The following is an 18,310-nucleotide window of genomic DNA, read 5'->3' on the forward strand; positions in this document are numbered from 1 at the left end:
CTATGGTTTTGTTGTGAGATTATCTCCAGGACGCTCCTGACTCTAATCATGAAAAGGGTCGGTAACAAGTATCGTATCGTCGCGTTCAGGGCTGGTGGACAAAAGCGCGATCGGCGCATCGATCAACTCTTCTACATAACGCACGTACTTGATCGCCTGCGCCGGAAGTTCGCTCCAGCTGCGGGCACCGGCCGTGGTCCCTTTCCAACCTTCCAGAGTCTCGTAGATCGGCGTAACCCTCGCCTGCTGGCCTTGACCAGCCGGAAGATAGTCAATGACTTCGCCATCGAGCTCGTACCCCGTACAGACCTTGATCTCGTCGAGCCCATCCAGCACGTCAAGCTTGGTCAAAGCGATACCGCTGATGCCGTTATTGGCAACAGCTTGGCGGACCAGAACAGCATCGAACCAACCGCAGCGGCGCTTGCGCCCCGTAACAGTCCCAAATTCATGGCCGCGTTCGCCGAGAAATTGGCCGACTTCATTCTGCTGTTCCGTCGGGAAAGGACCCTCGCCAACGCGCGTCGTATAAGCCTTGGTGATACCAAGAACATAGTGCAGTGAGCCTGGACCAATTCCGGAACCGGCCGAGGCCTGTCCCGCAACAGTGTTCGATGAGGTCACGAAAGGGTAGGTGCCGTGGTCGATATCAAGGAGGGTACCTTGCGCGCCTTCAAAGAGGATGCGTTCGCCGGCTCGTTTCTTCTGGTCGAGCACATACCAAACCCTATCCATAAATGGCAAGATATGTGGCGCAGCTTCGTTGAGTTCAGCAAGCAACCTTGCGCCGTCGACTTCCTCTATGCCGAGACCGCGTCTAAGGGGATTGTGATGCGCAAGCAAACGTTCGATCTTGGCAGGCAGCGTATCCGGATCAGCAAGATCGAGGACGTGGATCGCGCGGCGGCCCACCTTGTCTTCATAGGCCGGTCCGATGCCGCGACCCGTCGTTCCGATCTTTGTACCGGAATTGGAGGTTTCGCGTCTGCGATCGAGTTCGCCGTGAATTGAAAGAATTAGCGTCGTGTTTTCGGCAATCTTCAGCGTTTCGGGTGTAATGACAACGCCCTGTGCTTCAAGTTTCTTCTTTTCAGCGATGAATGCGTGTGGATCGAATACAACACCGTTGCCGATAATTGAAAGCTTGCCCTGGCGCACGACGCCCGATGGCAGGAGCGACAATTTATAGGTCACGCCATCAACCACCAGCGTATGCCCCGCATTGTGACCGCCCTGAAAGCGAACAATGACGTCAGCACGTTCTGAAAGCCAATCGACAATCTTGCCCTTGCCCTCATCACCCCACTGGGAACCGATCACAACAACATTTGCCATCCAAAACTCCTCAAGTCACAATCTCGTAGTGCTTATGCTCGACTACCTCTCGGATGCAGCAGCAACACCTTTATGGCGCACAATCCTCCGGAAAACCGATTCTCGTTTGAGGTTATGCGCTAAATGCGGTGCTTCTATACAGGCTGGTTCATAAAAGCGCGACAATTCTTTCGATTGCCAACCGACCAATTTGGCTTTATCGCGCGATTAACCTGTCGTCTCGGTGATTCACGCGGGGATGATCAACTGTAGGCGACAGAGCTATGAACCGCACGGCTTACGTTTTTCTTTTGACGACTGCCCTGCTGTGGGGCGGCAATGCTGTTGCAGGCAAATTCGCTGTTGGTCACATTTCTCCAATGCTTCTGACGTTGTTGCGTTGGCTGCTTGCCTTCCTTTTTATTAGCGCTTTCAGTGTGAAGCAGGTTCGACGAGACTGGGAACAGTTGCGGCCAAATCTACCGATGCTAGCCGCACTAGGCGCTTTCGGCTTCACATTTTTCAACATGGCGCTCTACAGCGCACTAAATTACACCTCCGCGATCAATGTCACGATCGAGCAAGCCGGCATACCAATGGTAATCTTCGTGGCAAATTTGATGTTGTTTGGCACACGTGTACAACCAGGGCAGATTTTTGGGTTTAGCCTTTCACTTGTTGGAGTCGCCTTGACTGCCGGTCATGGAAGTTTCGCACGTTTGGCTAGCCTTGACGTCAATTTTGGCGACGCGCTGATGCTTCTCGCGGTACTGCTCTATAGTGGCTACACTGTCGCGCTACGCTTTAGACCAAGCATCAATTGGCAAAGCCTCATGACGGTAATGACCTTTTTCGCTTTTGTTACGGCCATTCCGTTCACGATTTGGGAATGGCAGAATGGAACGATGACCTCGCCTGACCGGACAGGAACAATGGTTGTCCTTTACACCGCCCTTTTTCCTTCGCTCGCGGCACAGGTACTCTTCATCAAAGGCGTCGAATATATCGGTGCGAACCGCGCGGGCTTATTCATCAACGCCGTTCCAATTTTTGGGACACTGCTGGCAGTCGCATTGTTGGGCGAGGACTTCCAAATCTATCACGCTATAGCTCTGGTCCTCGTCCTGGGCGGAATCTGGATAGCCGAACTCAGCGGACGCAAGCATGCCGGTACTAGCGAAGCTGGCGCACCATGAAACAGGCGTCATCAGAATAGGTTGCAAGCTTTTCAAATAGTTCCGGTCGATCAACTGTCTCAAATCCGTGTCTTTGCCAGAAAATCGATGATCCATTGACTGCAACGAGGGACATCGTTTGGCAGCCGAGTTGTCTGGCGTAGTCGATCACCGTTTGTACGATTTCACTTGCCGCGCCACTGCCGCGCGCCGCATTCACCAAAGCTATGTCGTGGATATAATAATTGTCTGGCCGTTCCGGCAACGCCACGAGCACCGTATTCAAAGGCGGAATATCAAAGCTCTTCCACGGGTGAGTGATCGCGTAACCAAGAGTGTTTGCACCGTTCCCGAAAACATAAGCACCTTGCCCGTGCAATGAAAGACGGTTGAAAAAAACCGCATCATCCTCCGGAAAATCAGGATGAACCTCAGCCGCGACGGCGCTGACAGAAGCAAGATCGCTTGCTTCCATCAAACGCCAGCACGGTACATTTTCGACGGACTTCATGGCCGGGTGTCCGTATAATCAACCGATGTCGAACTCCAACGGTTTTGCGGAAACGATCGCCTTGTTAACGCGCAATTCCTCCAGAACATGGTCCGGAATCCGTTCGTCGAGATAGAGCATGGCAATTGCGTTTCCACCGGGGTTGTCGCGACCAAGCGAGAAATTCGCGATATTGACATTGTTGTTGCCGCAGATAGTACCAAGCAAGCCAATCATTCCCGGCGTATCATTATTGGTTGTGTAGAGCATATGTTGACCGACTTCGGCATCAAGATTGATACCCTTGATCTGGATGAAACGTGGCTTGCCATCCGAGAAACAGGTGCCGGCAATTGAACGCGTCAGCGAGTCAGTCTTCACGGTGAGCTTTATATAACCATCAAATACGCCGGACTTATCGCGTCTTACCTCGGAAAGAACGATACCACGCTCCTTCACCATGATCGGCGCGGAGACCATGTTCACATCGGCCACCTGAGGACGGATAAGGCCGGCCAGAGCAGCGCTTACCAGCGCCCGCGTATTCATTGCGGCCGTGGAGCCATCGAACAGAACCTCCACCTCCTGGATGGGATCTTCGGTGACCTGGCCAACAAATGCTCCGAGCACCTCCGCAAGCTTGACGAATGGCCTCAATCGCGGCGCTTCTTCTGCAGTGATGGATGGCATATTGATCGCGTTCGAGACAGCACCCTTGATCAAATAGTCCGACATCTGCTCGGCGACCTGCAGCGCGACATTTTCCTGTGCTTCGCTGGTCGAAGCACCAAGATGCGGGGTGCAGACAACATTGGGAAGATGGAACAATTCATTCTCGGTAGCAGGTTCCACCTCAAATACATCAATGCCAGCGCCGGCCACCTTGCCGGACTTCAATGCGGCAATGAGGTCCTTCTCGACGATGAGGCCGCCGCGGGCGCAGTTGATGATGCGCACGCCATCCTTCATCTTGGCGATATTCTCGGCATTGATGATGCCACGTGTCTTGTCGGTCATCGGCGTATGCAAGGTTATGAAATCGGCCCGCGCCAGCAGCTCATCCAGTTCGACTTTCTCGACGCCGAGCTCTTCCGCCCGGCTTTCCGAAAGGAAGGGATCGAAGGCAATCACATGCATTTTGAGGCCGACGCCACGTGCGGCGACGATGGATCCGATATTACCGCAACCGACAATCCCAAGCGTCTTGCCCGTGATCTCGATACCCATAAAGCGGTTCTTCTCCCATTTGCCGGCGCGGGTGGACGCATCGGCCTCGGGCAATTCGCGCGCGACTGCGAACATCAAGGCAACGGCATGCTCGGCCGTCGTTATAGAGTTGCCGAACGGTGTGTTCATTACGATAATGCCGCGCCGTGAGGCGGCTGGAATATCGACGTTGTCAACGCCAATGCCCGCCCGCCCGACAACCTTCAGATTCGTTGCGGCCGCAATCAGCTTCTCCGTGACCTTGGTCGCAGAGCGAATAGCCAGCCCGTCGTATTGGCCGATCACTTCGAGCAGTTTTTCCTTATCCGGACCAAGGTCGGGAAGATAATCGACATCGACGCCGCGGTCCTTGAAGATTTGGACCGCTGTAGGAGAGAGCTTATCGGATACGAGTACACGTGGTGCCATCATGGCCTCCATCTTTCAATGAGTAGTGTTGAATCTGAATGATGCTATTGACGGCCGCAGTGCTGCAGCCGTAGGGCCCGAATTCAGGCCGCCTGTTTCAGAGCGGCTTTCTGCGACTGGAAAGCCCAGTCGAGCCAAAGCGTCAAAACTTCAAGGTCAGCCGCCTCGACAGTGGCACCCGCCCAGATACGCAGGCCCGACGGCGCATCGCGATAGGCGCCGATGTCATAGGCGACGCCCTCTTTCTCCAGCACCGCCACAAGGTTCTTGGCAAAATTTGCCTGGGCTTCTGCATCGAGAGCGATGATATCCGGGTCGACGATCGTCAGACAGACAGAGGTGTTGGATCGTGTTGCCGGAACCCTCGCGAGATTGGCAATCCATGGCGTGCGCTCAACAAAAGCATCTAGAACAGCAAAATTTTGGTCCGCGCGGCCCATCAATCCATCAAGCCCCCCGATGGACTTCGCCCAGGCCAAGGCATCGAGGTAATCTTCAACGCATAGCATCGAGGGCGTATTGATTGTCTCGCCAGCAAAGATGCCTTCGATGAGCTTGCCGCCCGAAGTGAGCCGGAAGATTTTCGGCAAAGGCCATGCGGGCTTGTAAGTCAGCAGCCGCTCAACCGCCCGGGGGCTAAGGATCAACATGCCATGTGCACCTTCGCCACCCAGCACTTTTTGCCAGGAGAACGTCACAACGTCGAGCTTGTCAAAATTCAGTCTTTGCGCAAAAGCCGCGGACGTCGCGTCGCAGATGGTGAGTCCTTTACGGTCGGCGGGAATGAAATCACCATTCGGTACCCGGACGCCGGACGTCGTGCCGTTCCACGTGAAGACAACGTCCCGGTCGAAATCGACCTTGGTAAGGTCGGGTAGCTCGCCGTAACCTGCTTCGATGGTGCGGGCATCGCCAAGCTTCAGCTGCTTGATAACATCAGTTACCCAGCCGGAGCCGAAGCTCTCCCACGCAACCATGTCAACACCGCGCTCGCCAAGCAGTGACCAGAGCGCCATCTCAACAGCCCCAGTGTCCGAGGCCGGTATAATCCCGATGCGGTAGTCCGCCGGGACCTGTAGAATTTCACGGGTAAGATCAATCGCCTGTTTCAACTTGGTCTTGCCAACCTTGGCGCGATGCGAGCGACCAAGCGGCGCGCCGGAAAGCGCGTCGAGCGACCATCCGGGACGTTTTGCACAGGGACCTGATGAAAAATTAGGGTTAGCCGGGCGTTGCGCCGGCTTTGATAGCGTCGTCATGTTTTCTCCTATCCTTACAGATAGCTCGCCTCTCGTTGGGGAGAGGTGGCCCACTCCGGGAACTAGGAGAAATGTCGCTGGCAGTCAAGAAATATGTTTGTGCGCGACATCAAAATTGTGCGGAGCCAGGATAGGAATTAGACGAAACACAAAACGGCAACGGCAGGAGAAGCCTCCTGCCGCTCGAATTTCCATTTGAAATCAATTAGAATGCGTAGCGCACACCGACCTTGAAATCATGCGACGTAATGTCCTTGAATTTGAACGGTTCCGGGTTTGGACGCGTTTGCGAGGGGATGAAGTTGGATGCATTGGCCGTCTGTCCGTCTCCAAGATCCAGGTAGCTGTAACCGAGATCGATTGTCATGCGGTCAGTTGCCTTGATGCCCACACCAGCGTGCAGCGCCCATGCAAATTCCCACTGGGAGTCCGAACCTGCAAACCCGCCGCCCCCGGTGATGGCGTTGTTATCCGTAAAATTCGATATTGTATTTCGCGATGCACCAATACCTGCACCGACGTACGGCGTGAGGCCGGCGTAAGTACCAAGATCTGTATAGGCGTTGGCCAAAAACAACCATTCTGACTTCTTCGCGTGGTATTCGTTTGTTGCCTCATCGCCATTGTCCGGAATGCCATCCGTGTCATAGAAGTCCAAGGCGCTAAATTCGGTCTTACCACGATACTGGCCCGTGACATCTGCGCGAAACCAATCGTTGAACTGATATCCAATACCTATCTGGCCGGTTATGCCGGCGTCGAAATCACCCTCATCATGCCAGCCGTGCACGGCGGGATCCGCGAAGCCCACATAATCCAGGCCGTCGAATTGCTGGTTGCTCATCCCGATATCGCCGCGCAGGTACCATCCGCCAAACTGCTGGACTTCCACTACCTGCGGATCCTGTATATCGGCCGAATATGCCGGGACAGCACCCAGGCACAGAAGTGCTGCGCTCACGGCAGCATGTTTGGTGAAAGTGCTCATATCGTTTCCCTCACGAAGCCCAATGATTGGAAGTGCAGCGAATGCTACTAAGGTGTTAGAAGCCAATATGAGGGGGAAAAGTTAAATCTCGCTTAACCGTGTTTGTTCACCATATCCATTAACGTTAACGGATTGGAAACAACGTGGGTTACTGTCTAAATAACAAATGGGCCCCAGAGGCCCATTTGCATTAACAAGTAGTCGTGTTGTTCTATGCAGCCGAAGAAATCACTGAAATGATGTCGTTGACGACGGTCTCGACAAGTTTGCGGTCGTCGCCTTCTGCCATAACGCGTATCAGGGGTTCAGTGCCAGATGGCCGGATTACGAGACGACCGGCCTGCCCCAGACGGTCTCGAGCCTCGTCGATGGCGCTCTTGACCTTCTTATTCTCCAACGGTTTTCCGCCAGTCGTTCGAACGTTTTTCAGTAACTGCGGCACAGCGTCGAACTTGCGGCACACTTCGCTAACCGGCCTGTTCTGTTCCTGGACCACTGCAAGAATCTGCAGCGCCGATACCAGGCCATCGCCAGTCGTGGAAAAATCGGACAGCACGATATGGCCCGACTGCTCACCGCCAATATTGAAACCATGGCTGCGCATATGCTCGACTACATATCGATCACCCACCTGCGTGCGTGCCAGCGTCAAACCACGATCGACCAGGAAGCGCTCAAAGCCGAGATTGGACATGATTGTCGCAACGACACCGCCGCCGACGAGGCGATTTGACTCCTGCCAGGATTGGGCAATGACGGCCATGAGCTGGTCCCCATCGATGATGGCGCCGTTCTCATCGACTATCAGCACACGGTCGGCATCACCATCAAGTGCAATGCCGATATCGGCCCTGACTTCATGCACTTTCTTGATCAAGCCTAGTGGATGAGTTGAGCCACAATCTTCGTTGATGTTCGTACCATTGGGCTCGTTGTTGATGGTAACGACGTCGGCCCCAAGCTCCCACAATGCTGCGGGCGCAACCTTGTAAGCCGCTCCGTTGGCGCAATCGACGACAATCCGCAACCCAGCCAGCGAGATGTTCTTGGGCATCGTCCGTTTGGCGAATTCGATATAGCGATAGATGTCGCCGTCAACACGCTTTGCCCGGCCAAGCGCATCGAAACTGGACAGCCGATCTGTCAAATTCTCTTCCATTAAACGTTCAATTTCGAGCTCAATCTCATCGGAGAGCTTGAAACCATCCGGGCCAAACAGCTTGATGCCATTATCATGGTAAGGATTGTGCGACGCTGAGATCATCACGCCAATGTCGGCGCGCAACGACCTGCAGAGCATGGCGACAGCCGGCGTCGGAATCGGGCCGAGAAGAAATACATCCATGCCTGTCGAGGTAAATCCGGCCACAAGCGCCGTCTCGATCATATAGCCGGAAAGCCGTGTGTCCTTTCCGATCACGACGCGGTTGCGATGTTGGCCGCGCTTGAACGCAAGGCCAACAGCCATACCAACCTTCATTGCGATATCGGGCGTCATCGGATAGGCGTTTGCCTGTCCGCGAATACCATCTGTCCCAAAATATTTGCGAACCATTTTTATTATCCAACGGTTGGGGACTTTGGCTCTATCGTATGGCCAAGAGTAGCCCTCGTTTGCTCGTGCTCGATCTCCGCTTATTGCAGAAGACCATCGATTTCGCATCTCACAATTTGTGTGGGGATTATACTTGACGCAAAGGAATGAACAATTCGTACAAACGGCCGGTTTTCACCGGCCGTTTGTATAAGTTGGATACGCCATTCAGGACTGTGGCTGAGGCTCTAAGCCCTTGTCCGGTTCATCGCCCTTGCGCGGTTTCTTGGCACCCGCCTTCGGGACAGCCGAGCCACGCGACGGCGGTGTGTCATCGCCGAGATCACGAGCAGGCTTTTTGCCAGCCATCAACGCTTTGATCTCTTCGCCAGTAAGCGTCTCGTATTCAAGCAGCCCTTCTGCAATCGCGATCCATTCCTTCTTCTTCTTGGTCAGGATCGTGCGGGCATGAGTGTAGGCATCATCGATCAGTTTGCGCACTTCTGCATCGATCAACTGTGCCGTCTCTTCCGAAACATTCTGCGTGCGTGCAACGGAGTGCCCGAGGAAGACTTCCTCCTGGTTCTCGCCATAGGCGACCTGGCCAAGCTTGTCCGAGAAGCCCCACCGCGTAACCATGGCGCGCGCAAGCTTAGTCGCCTGTTCGATGTCGGAGGAGGCACCGGACGTGATGTTTTCCTTACCGAACTTCAGCTCTTCAGCGATGCGGCCACCCATCATGATAGCCAACCGGGAAATCATCCACTTGTAGCTCATCGAGTACCTATCGCCTTCAGGCAATTGCATGACCATGCCGAGGGCACGGCCGCGCGGGATGATGGTCGCCTTGTGCAACGGATCGGCCACCTCGACATTGAGCGCGACAATGGCGTGGCCCGCTTCATGATAGGCAGTGAGTTCCTTTTCCGCCTGGGTCATTGCTGTCGAGCGACGCTCCGCACCCATCATGATCTTGTCTTTGGCGTCTTCGAACTCGAGCATGGTGACCAGGCGCTTGTTTCGGCGTGCCGCCATCAAGGCAGCCTCGTTGACAAGATTCATAAGGTCGGCACCGGAGAAGCCGGGGGTACCACGGGCCAGAACCTTCAGATCGACGTTCGGTGCCAGCGGCACATTGCGTGCATGCACCTTTAGGATTTTTTCGCGACCGGTAACATCCGGGTTCGGTACGACGACCTGACGGTCGAAGCGGCCCGGACGCAGTAACGCAGGATCAAGAACGTCAGGCCGGTTGGTAGCTGCAATGAGGATCACACCCTCGTTGGCTTCAAAACCATCCATCTCCACCAGCAACTGGTTGAGGGTTTGTTCGCGTTCGTCATTGCCGCCGCCAAGGCCGGCGCCGCGATGACGGCCAACCGCATCGATTTCATCGATGAAGATGATGCATGGCGCATTCTTCTTCGCCTGTTCGAACATGTCGCGAACACGCGACGCGCCTACGCCTACGAACATTTCGACGAAGTCCGAACCGGAGATGGTGAAGAAAGGCACATTTGCTTCGCCAGCGATAGCACGCGCGAGCAGCGTCTTGCCGGTACCGGGAGGGCCAACCAACAGCACTCCGCGTGGAATACGTCCGCCGAGCCGCTGGAATTTCTGTGCATCACGCAGGAACTCGACGATTTCCTCAAGATCTTCCTTGGCTTCATCGACGCCAGCAACGTCCTGAAACGTCACACGCCCATGCGCCTCGGTGAGAAGCTTGGCTTTGGACTTGCCGAAGCCCATTGCGCCGCGTGACCCCCCTTGCATCTGACGCATGAAGAATATCCATACACCGAGAATGAGGATCATCGGCAGCCAGGAAATCAGCATGCCAACGAGCGATGTCGACCCATCGGATTCAGGCCGCGCGGCAATCTGAACACCCTTGCTTTCGAGACGGCCGACAAGACCAGCATCGCCGGGTGAATAGGTTTGGAAGCTTGCGCCATTGTCGGAAAACGTACCCGTGATACGGTTGCCCGCGATCGTCACCGATTTTACTCGGCCGCTGTTCACGTCGCTGATGAACTGCGAATAGGGTACATCGCTCGACGCCGAGCGAGAGCTTGGACTTTGGAAAAGGTTGAACAACGCAATTAGAAGCAAGGCGATAATCGCCCACAGTGCGAAGTTCCTGTAGTTAGGATTCATATCGGGTCCCATCAAAACATAACCGCAAGGACGCGGAATTTATATGTAACATAGGTTCGAAGCATGTCCTTGCCAAGGCTGGCGTTCAAACTCACGTCAATTCTTATTAATCTGGTTTACAGGAGAACGCTTGTACCCCTCTAGTTGAAAGGCTTTTGCAACGGCTTGAGCAAGGGTTTCATCATAGCCCGAAAGAATATGGTCGAACAGGGCAAGGTGCCGCGTCACAGAAATTCCTTCAGCCAAATTCGCGTGATTGCCGAACGCCGGCGCGCCAACAATGTCGCCGTCGAGAAAGACAGCAAGGCCCGACAAAGCCGATGGCCGGTGAAAATTGGCTGGGTGGGTATCACCCAGGAACTTTAGCCCCAACATACCGGTGGCGCTGATCCTGATTAATCTGTTGGTACGATTGCCGATCCGGTAGCGACCATCCCAGATGGCAATGCCGTCTGGTTCAATAGCGATCTCCGGCATAGAGCGCATTTCACGATAGATGACAGCTTTGTTCTTGCAGAGTTGAATAACGCAACGGTTCATTGTGATGCGCCCCGATAACCGTTGCGAACAAATATGCTCGAGAGCTCGCTCGCAATTTTCAACCGGCGGTAGATAGGATTGCCCGCCCATCGTTGCCATTAGTGTGGCCACGACAAGTTGTCGGACGCCCTGCTCCTGCAAAACCAAGTCTGCGCGGCTGACCTCGGCGCGGATTCCATGGTGAATAGTCACACAATCCGATAGAAAACCAGCAACCTTATCGTTCAGCGCGCGTCTTTTGCTCGCTTTTTCAACGATCTCGCAGACCATTTCACGGGAATCCACGAGCCGCAGCGCCTTGCGAATTCTAACGCGCTCATACTTTGGATTGTCATTGGAAGGGTCGTCGCGCCAGGCAATCCCCCTGCTGCGGAGATAGTTGCGTAACGTTTCGCGCGACACATCAAGTAAAGGTCGCACGAGCCAAACCTCGCGATCGAGTAATGTCGCCGATGCCATGCCGGCCAATCCCCGTTCGCTCCCTCCTTCACTCGCTCGTGCCAGGCGCATGACAAAGGTCTCGATCTGATCGTCAAGCGTATGACCAGCAAGAATCATGTCGGTATCTGCATCGCGCGCTGCGCGACACAGGAGTTTATAGCGGACATCGCGCGCCTTGGCGGACAGTCCCGTATCCGGTTTGGGACCGTCCCAGTTCAAGATCCGGTGTTCGATTCCAGCCGTTTTGCACAGTCCTGCGACAAAATGCGCTTCATCAGCAGATTCCGGCCGAAGTCCATGGTTGACCGTAACGGCAATGATTTTTGGAAAGGTGGCTTGTGCCGCGCGATAGCTGATCAGAAGGTACAACAAGGCCAAGGAGTCGCTTCCACCTGACACGGCAACTATGACAGATACCAGCTCCTTGAAATCGATCGCATCGAAAACGCTGGCAGGATCGATATCCTGGTCAGCATTTGTTGGCGGCACGTTCATTTTTCACGCGCTCTTTGATCGCTGCAGAAATATTTGGATAACGGGAATTGACCGAGGCAAACGTTGCGCACGCGACCTCATGGTCCTGCATTTTTGCCAGAGTCATGCCGAGCTTCAGAAGATTTTCTGGGCTTTTCTTGGCGTCAGGAAATTGCTTGTGATTATCGAGGAAGACTGAGGCAGCCTCTTGGAAACGCCCTTGGCTGTATAGCGATTCACCGAGCCAATATCGCGCATCAGGATCCGCCGGATCTTTCGGGAAACGATCCACGTGGCTGCGAAACGCCGCTTCAGCGCTTTTGTAGTCTCCAGACAGGAATAGCTGATAGGCTTGGCTATAGAGTATCTTCGGATCATCGGTGTCCGGTAGCGCTGCTACCGTCGTGTTATCCGCAGACGGACCAGCCGGGGTATTATTTCTGGAACCACCAATTACGTTGCCATTGGCATCAAACTCGATCTGTCCAAGCGAACGTGGCGGCTCGCCAAGCTGTGGTGAGCCGGAAGCATCGGTTTGTGGGTCAATGGCAGCGGAATCAGTGGCCTCGGGCAACGAGTTTATTGTGGGCACCCTTGGGTTGGTGGAGGCATCGGTCGATGCCTCCCCGGTTTTTCGCGAGGGCGTTACGGAGGCAACACTGCGGTCGCCTTTGCCGCCGGCATCGGAACGCTTGCCCTTTTCCAGTTCCTGGAACCGGAACTCATTGTCTTCCTGTACCTTCCGCATTTGCTCCTGCATTTGCAGAATCTGGAAGTTCAGTTCCTCGATCTTGCCGGTAAGCTGCCTGATTTGCTCCTCCAGCTGGCTGACACGTGGGTCGCCTGCCTGAGCCATCAGCACGGGCGCATCGTTCGTCATAATGGTTGCCTTTGGCCTCAGCGAGGGGAAACCATCCTCAACGCTTGAAGCATGGCCCACGCCGGTCGCCAGAAATGGCAGCACCATCATTGCCAGCACCATTCTCTTCAGTCGCTTGTTCATTCCTTTTACCGCCCTGATGTGGGAAATAGAAACACCGCTAGGATTTGCGGCAGCTTATCTAACACGAGCAACGTGACTTCGGCCAAATTTTGTTTTGACCGGAGACCAAACAAAAAAAGCGGCCCGAAAGCCGCTTTCTCTGAAAGAGCCAACAGGTTATTAGCTACCAGCGCCGCCAAGTACTGTGATGGCGCGACGATTCTGCGACCAGCACGATTCGCTGTCGCAAACGGCGACCGGACGCTCATTACCGTAGGAAAGTGTCTTGATGCGTGCTGCGGGTACACCCTGCGACGCTAGGTAGTTGCGCGTCGCTGCTGCACGCCGTTGGCCAAGAGCCAGATTATATTCACGCGTGCCGCGCTCGTCCGCATGGCCTTCGACCGTGATCGCATAGCTTGGATAGCGCTGGAGCCACTGTGCCTGCTTGGCCAAAGTCTGCTGTGCATCGGCGCGAATGACCGAAGAGTCAACGTCAAAGAAGATGCGGTCGCCAACATTGACTGTGAAATCTTGAGTAGAACCAGGTTTTGCGCTGCCGGCAAGACCGAGATCACCGGCACTGTTGGGCATGTTTTTCTTCGAAGCACAACCCGCAATGGCGAGAGACAGGAAGAGTGCAACGAAAACTGGACTGCGGGCGATCATTTCGAAGCGGCGCATAGCCTGGACTCCTTAAGAATTGAATTGTTTCGGTGAACAAGCAGTAACCATATCGAGGTTAAGGCGCGGTTCAAAAACAGGGTTAATCCACTCTTAACACCAGGATTAACAGCGAATTTCAGAATGTGTTGTGCACCCTAAAGGCACAAATTGAGGCGGAAAGACGACATTCGCGGCAATGTCTTGAAACACGGCCGCGATTGTCAATTATTGCTGGTTTATCCACCGGTCATTCAAGCAGCGGAGACCAAGCAGGATCCGAAGCGAGGTTTGGCGTTTGAATCTGGCGCAGATTTCGACCAGTCAGATCGACCGTGGACAGCTTGGGGCTGTTGGAGCCGGGCGGCAGGCGGAAGAACATCAGCACACGGCCGTTCGGAGCCCAGGTCGGACCCTCGTCATGATAGCCGCTGGTCAGGATTCGCTCTCCCGATCCATCGGTCTTCATCACGCCGATGGAGAACTCGCCACCAGATTGTTTGGTGAAGGCGATCAGATCCCCGCGCGGAGACCATACCGGCGTCGAGTAAGAACCATCTCCAAAGGAAATACGTTGCGGGTTCGAGCCGTCGGCACCCATCTTGTAAATCTGCGGACGGCCGCCGCGATCCGACTCGAACACAACCTGGCTCCCATCGGGAGAATAGGATGCGCCTGTGTCGATAGCTGATGTGCTCGTGAGGCGCGTCGTGGTCCGGCTGCGCAAGTCCATCGTATAGACGTTCGCGCTCCCATCTTCCTGCAACAGGCTCATGACGACCTTCTGACCGTCTGGCGAAAAGCGCGGCGCAATGGTCATACCAGGGAAATTGCCGACAAGCTCGCGCTGACCGGTCTCAAGCTGTAAAAGGTAGATCTGCGGCTTGCCACCCTCGAAAGACATGTAAGTGATTTCCTGACGGCTCGGCGAAAACCGCGGTGTCAGGACAAGGTCCTTGCCATTGGTCAGATAGCGCACATTGGCACCATCCTGATCCATGATCGCGAGGCGTTTGATACGCTTTTCCTTGGTACCGGATTCGTCGACAAAGACGACGCGCGTATCGAAATAGCCTTTCTCGCCGGTGAGCTTCTCATAGATTGCATCTGCAATAATATGGGCGACACGGCGCCAGCTCTCGGGTGAAGTAAAAAACTGCTGGCCATCAAGCTGCTGTCCGGCGAATGTATCCCAAAGGCGGAATTCTGCCTTCAGACGGCCATCTCCCTGCTTGGTAACACGACCCGTTACAAGGGCCTGAGCGTTGATCACCTTCCAATCTTCAAAGCGCGGTGCTGCATCGGGATTCGAGATCTTCTCGATGAACGCGCCTTTATCGACAGGTGCAAACAACCCGGATCGCTCGAGATCCGCAGCAATCACATTAGAAATATTCGTACCCAATTGATCGCCGGAAAGAAAATCCGTGATTGCTATTGGCATAGGCTCGACAACACCCTTGGTGATATCGAGTTTCAACTGGGCTTTCGCAGGTAGCGTCGCCACGATCAAACTTGCCATGACCATCGCGAAAGCTGCACATAAAGTCCGGAATATTTTTAGCATTAGTTCAGGGCCCTCTTTTGGCTGGCCTATAATCGACATCAGGTAGCACCGGGATGGAACGTCAGTTCAACGCTCGACCAGGTGTCGTATTTATCTTGAGGCAGGTTAAACGGCGCTGATTTCATAACAGCCCGTAAGGCGCTGCTCTTTACGGCATCCAATAACCCGGAGTCGCCGCCACTGCCACTAACCTCGGGCCTGCCATCAATTTCGCCGTCTTTCGTCAGCCTGAACTTGACGACAATTGTCATTTCAGGTGTCTCCTCGGCGCCAACCGGTTTGTTCCAGTTTCCTTCGATGAGCCCTCGCAACGCATCCATTTCGCTCTGGCTCAGCTTGGATCCACCAGGAGCCTTGTTCGCCCCAAGCGATGCCTGATCACTTGATCGCTTGGCGCCTCCAGCTGAGGGCTTCTGTTTGTTCAAAAGCTCAGCCACTTGATCTGCGATGCCGTCTTTGTCCTTCGAAGGAGTGGACGCTGTCTGCGTCGGCTTCGGTTTCTCCTGAACCTCCTTGCGATCCGGCGTTTTCGCGGTCTGCGCCGGCGGTGTCGGTTTCGCTTCAGGCTTGGCAACCGTATCGGGAAGCTTGAAGGTTTCCTCCGCGGGCCGGTCTACCGGGGGTGTCGGCGTAGGCTTCGCTTCCTCTTTCGGCGCAGGTTCCGACTTGGTCTCGTTGATCGCTTCAGCCACGGGATCTGGCTTTACCTCTTCCTTCGGAACGGGCTCCGTCTTTACTTCCGTCGCAGGCACAGGGATCGGCTTCGGCTCGGGTTGGGCTACCGGCTTCGGTTCCGGCTGTGGATCGGGCTTGGCGACAGGCGTCTCCGAAGGCTTCGGCACTTCGGCAGCCTCGACCGGCTTCGGCTTGGTCTCGGGAGTAGGCTTGGTTTCCACATCCGTTTCGCTGTCACCAACATTTTGTGCGTCAGGTATCGTCTGGGGCTTCTGCGTAGGCTTGGGCGCCGGCTTCTCGGCCTTGGGTGCTTTTTTGTCGCCCTTCTGCAGCTGGCTTATATCTGAAACGATATCGATCGGCATCGACTCCGAATTTGCCATATCCATAGGCGTCGGCGAGGAGAACGACAGGAGCCCCCAGCCGATGACCACAGCGTGGATAATTGCGGAGGATGTGACGCTAGCCCGCATGGTTTATCAGTTAACCTCCGGCAGACTGACGAGACCGATATTTTTGAAACCTGAACCAGAAATCTGTGCCATGACCTTCATGATCGTGCCATAGTCGGCGGATTTATCGCCCTTCACGAAAATGCGCTCGTTATAGCCGGTCTTGGCAATTGCCTGAAGCTTGGGAACGATTTCCTCCAGCGGAATCTCGGTTTCCTGCAGGTAGATCTGCCCCTGCTGATTGATTGTGACGTAGATCGGGTCAGATTCGCTGTTCAAGGTCTGTGCCGATGTTTCCGGCATATCGATTGGAACTCCGACCGTCATCATTGGCGCAGTCACCATGAAGATGATCAGAAGCACGAGCATCACATCAACCAGAGGCGTGACATTGATCTCGCTCATCACGCCCTTGCTGGAGCGTCCGCGTCGTCGCCGGCCACCCGAAGAACCGTTGTTACCTATCGACATGCCCATGGCATTAAATCCTGCAATTAACGTATCGGTTTCTTAGATGCGTCCTCAAGCCCGCGGCAGCTTCTCATCGATTTGCCGCGAGAGTATGGCGGAGAACTCGTCGGCAAAGCCTTCCATGCGCGCGGTCAGTTTTCCCGCGTCGCTCGAAAGCTTGTTGTAGGCGATAACCGCCGGAATGGCGGCGACGAGGCCGATAGCGGTGGCCAGCAGTGCCTCGGCGATACCCGGCGCGACGACGGCGAGACTGGTTGACTTGGAACCGGCAATGCCCATGAATGAAGTCATGATACCGATGACAGTGCCGAACAGACCGATAAATGGTCCAGCCGAGCCGATCGTTGCAAGGAACGTCAGTCGCGCTGCGAGGTAGTCGCTTTCTCGGGCCAGTGCCACATCCATCGCCTTGTCGATGCGCATTTGCAGCGCGATTGGCGAACGCGCGCCCTTTTCGAACGATTTCTTCCATTCCCGCATCGCAGCAATGAAAATTGAGCCCATGCCGGTGGTGCGTTTATCACCAAGGTTGCGGTAGAGCTCTTCGAGGGATTGCCCTGACCAGAATATCTGCTCAAAACGGTCGAAGGCGCGCTTTGCCCGGCCAAACCCGAGAATCTTGTCGATGATGATCGCCCAGGTCCAGATCGATGCGCCGAGCAGACCCACCATCACAAGCTTGACGACAAATCCAGCTTGCCAGAACAGCCCCCACAAGGACATGTCCGATGTCTGAACGGCAACCGCTAAATTTTCCATATCTACAATCCTCGAATCCGAAAACCCGGCGTGTCGACCGGGGCGCAATCGTCTCAATCCAGATGAGCCACGCTTAAAACCGGAATTTTCCAGTAACCATAACGCGGCTTCTTTACGTTAATTTTGGTAAAACGAAGGCGTTAACGTGAAACCTGTCGTCTGCACGTCTTATTCATGATTTGTTATGGTTAAGGATGAGTTTATGTTTTGAGGGCAGCGGGCAATTATCAGCGCTTATTTTTTCGAAGCTGGCTGAAAAAGTTCGATCCACTCCGGTGGGAATCGTCGTGGCCGGCCGGCACCGTTTATCATCGCCGCCTCTACCGTCGCCGAAATAAGAAGATCGTCTCCCCGTTTTATGGCCTGCGCCATTCGCACCCTTGCGCCGGATATTTCCGCTGTTTGCGTCTCGATGGTCAGCACATCATCGATCCTTGCCGCAGATTTGAAGTCTATTTCCATGCGCCGGACCACCCAGACGATGCTTTCGCCGAGTTTCCCGTCAACAAGTTCTGAGTGGTGAACGCCAAGAAGGCGCAGGTAATCGGTACGGCCGCGTTCCAGAAATTCAAGGTAACGTGCGTGGTACACAACGCCGGAAAAATCCGTGTCAGCGTAGTAAACGCGCGCCAGCAAGCGGTGGCCGGTATCGGTAATTTCCCCGGCGAGTCCTGTGACTATTAATGATGAAGAATTGTTTTCGACCATGGCCCTTCCCTTTTGCAGGGTTG

The 18,310-nt window shown here is 54.7% G+C and carries 16 protein-coding genes; 1 reads left to right on the forward strand and 15 read right to left on the reverse strand.

All coding sequences use genetic code 11. The annotated features are described in order from the left end of the window. Positions 1-42: 42 nt before the first annotated feature. A complete protein-coding gene (locus J2X72_RS00565; protein WP_310067321.1) occupies positions 43-1,335 on the reverse strand; it encodes an adenylosuccinate synthase in 1,293 nt (430 codons plus the stop codon). A 263-nt stretch (positions 1,336-1,598) separates the two neighbouring features. Here J2X72_RS00565 and J2X72_RS00570 point away from each other — a divergent pair, with 263 nt between their 5' ends. Continuing rightward, positions 1,599-2,510 carry a DMT family transporter gene (locus J2X72_RS00570; protein ID WP_209999336.1) on the forward strand — a complete coding sequence of 304 codons (912 nt, stop codon included), beginning with the start codon at positions 1,599-1,601 and terminating at the stop codon, positions 2,508-2,510. Here the strand turns inward: J2X72_RS00570 and J2X72_RS00575 are convergent. The 14 genes from J2X72_RS00575 to ybgC all read right to left on the reverse strand — a co-directional run bounded on the left by J2X72_RS00575 (position 2,488) and on the right by ybgC (position 18,287). Beyond that, complete coding sequence (locus tag J2X72_RS00575; protein ID WP_310067325.1) at positions 2,488-3,000, reverse strand: GNAT family N-acetyltransferase; 513 nt, start codon at positions 2,998-3,000, stop codon at positions 2,488-2,490. The genes J2X72_RS00570 and J2X72_RS00575 overlap by 23 nt on opposite strands. Before the next feature lie 18 nt (positions 3,001-3,018). Continuing rightward, positions 3,019-4,614: a phosphoglycerate dehydrogenase gene (gene serA, locus J2X72_RS00580; protein WP_310067327.1), complete on the reverse strand. Its 1,596-nt coding sequence runs from the start codon at positions 4,612-4,614 to the stop codon at positions 3,019-3,021. An 83-nt stretch (positions 4,615-4,697) separates the two neighbouring features. Then, a complete protein-coding gene (locus J2X72_RS00585; RefSeq protein WP_310067329.1) occupies positions 4,698-5,873 on the reverse strand; it encodes a phosphoserine transaminase in 1,176 nt (391 codons plus the stop codon). A 205-nt stretch (positions 5,874-6,078) separates the two neighbouring features. Next, positions 6,079-6,861, reverse strand: coding sequence for a porin family protein (locus J2X72_RS00590; protein WP_310067332.1), 783 nt, complete (start codon positions 6,859-6,861; stop codon positions 6,079-6,081). A 211-nt stretch (positions 6,862-7,072) separates the two neighbouring features. Further along, on the reverse strand, positions 7,073-8,416 hold the full coding sequence (gene glmM, locus J2X72_RS00595; RefSeq protein ID WP_209999331.1) for a phosphoglucosamine mutase: 1,344 nt from the start codon (positions 8,414-8,416) through the stop codon (positions 7,073-7,075). A 207-nt stretch (positions 8,417-8,623) separates the two neighbouring features. Then, positions 8,624-10,555, reverse strand: a complete 1,932-nt coding sequence (gene ftsH / locus J2X72_RS00600; protein ID WP_209999329.1) for an ATP-dependent zinc metalloprotease FtsH — start codon at positions 10,553-10,555, stop codon at positions 8,624-8,626. A gap of 96 nt (positions 10,556-10,651) precedes the next feature. Next, positions 10,652-12,031 (reverse strand): tRNA lysidine(34) synthetase TilS, encoded by a 1,380-nt coding sequence (tilS, locus tag J2X72_RS00605; RefSeq protein WP_310067336.1) that lies wholly within the window; start codon positions 12,029-12,031, stop codon positions 10,652-10,654. Further along, the gene (ybgF, locus tag J2X72_RS00610) at positions 12,006-13,013 is read right to left on the reverse strand and encodes a tol-pal system protein YbgF (protein WP_310067339.1); all 1,008 of its coding nucleotides are present in this window, start codon (positions 13,011-13,013) and stop codon (positions 12,006-12,008) included. The genes tilS and ybgF overlap by 26 nt, the downstream gene beginning before the upstream one ends. A gap of 159 nt (positions 13,014-13,172) precedes the next feature. Then, positions 13,173-13,676, reverse strand: coding sequence for a peptidoglycan-associated lipoprotein Pal (pal, locus tag J2X72_RS00615; RefSeq protein WP_310067342.1), 504 nt, complete (start codon positions 13,674-13,676; stop codon positions 13,173-13,175). A gap of 229 nt (positions 13,677-13,905) precedes the next feature. Beyond that, entirely contained in the window at positions 13,906-15,222 is a 1,317-nt protein-coding gene (gene tolB / locus J2X72_RS00620; RefSeq protein WP_209999324.1) for a Tol-Pal system beta propeller repeat protein TolB, read from the reverse strand. Between the two features lie 38 nt (positions 15,223-15,260). Continuing rightward, a complete protein-coding gene (locus J2X72_RS00625) occupies positions 15,261-16,370 on the reverse strand; it encodes a hypothetical protein (protein ID WP_310067345.1) in 1,110 nt (369 codons plus the stop codon). 6 nt (positions 16,371-16,376) lie between these two features. Beyond that, positions 16,377-16,826, reverse strand: a complete 450-nt coding sequence (gene tolR, locus J2X72_RS00630; RefSeq protein ID WP_112523739.1) for a protein TolR — start codon at positions 16,824-16,826, stop codon at positions 16,377-16,379. 45 nt (positions 16,827-16,871) lie between these two features. After that, positions 16,872-17,579: a protein TolQ gene (tolQ, locus tag J2X72_RS00635; protein WP_106719136.1), complete on the reverse strand. Its 708-nt coding sequence runs from the start codon at positions 17,577-17,579 to the stop codon at positions 16,872-16,874. Positions 17,580-17,813: 234 nt separating this feature from the next. Next, complete coding sequence (gene ybgC, locus J2X72_RS00640; protein WP_310067350.1) at positions 17,814-18,287, reverse strand: tol-pal system-associated acyl-CoA thioesterase; 474 nt, start codon at positions 18,285-18,287, stop codon at positions 17,814-17,816. Positions 18,288-18,310 lie beyond the last annotated feature (23 nt).

It is taken from the genome of Phyllobacterium sp. 1468 (assembly GCF_031455525.1).
Lineage (GTDB): Bacteria > Pseudomonadota > Alphaproteobacteria > Rhizobiales > Rhizobiaceae > Phyllobacterium.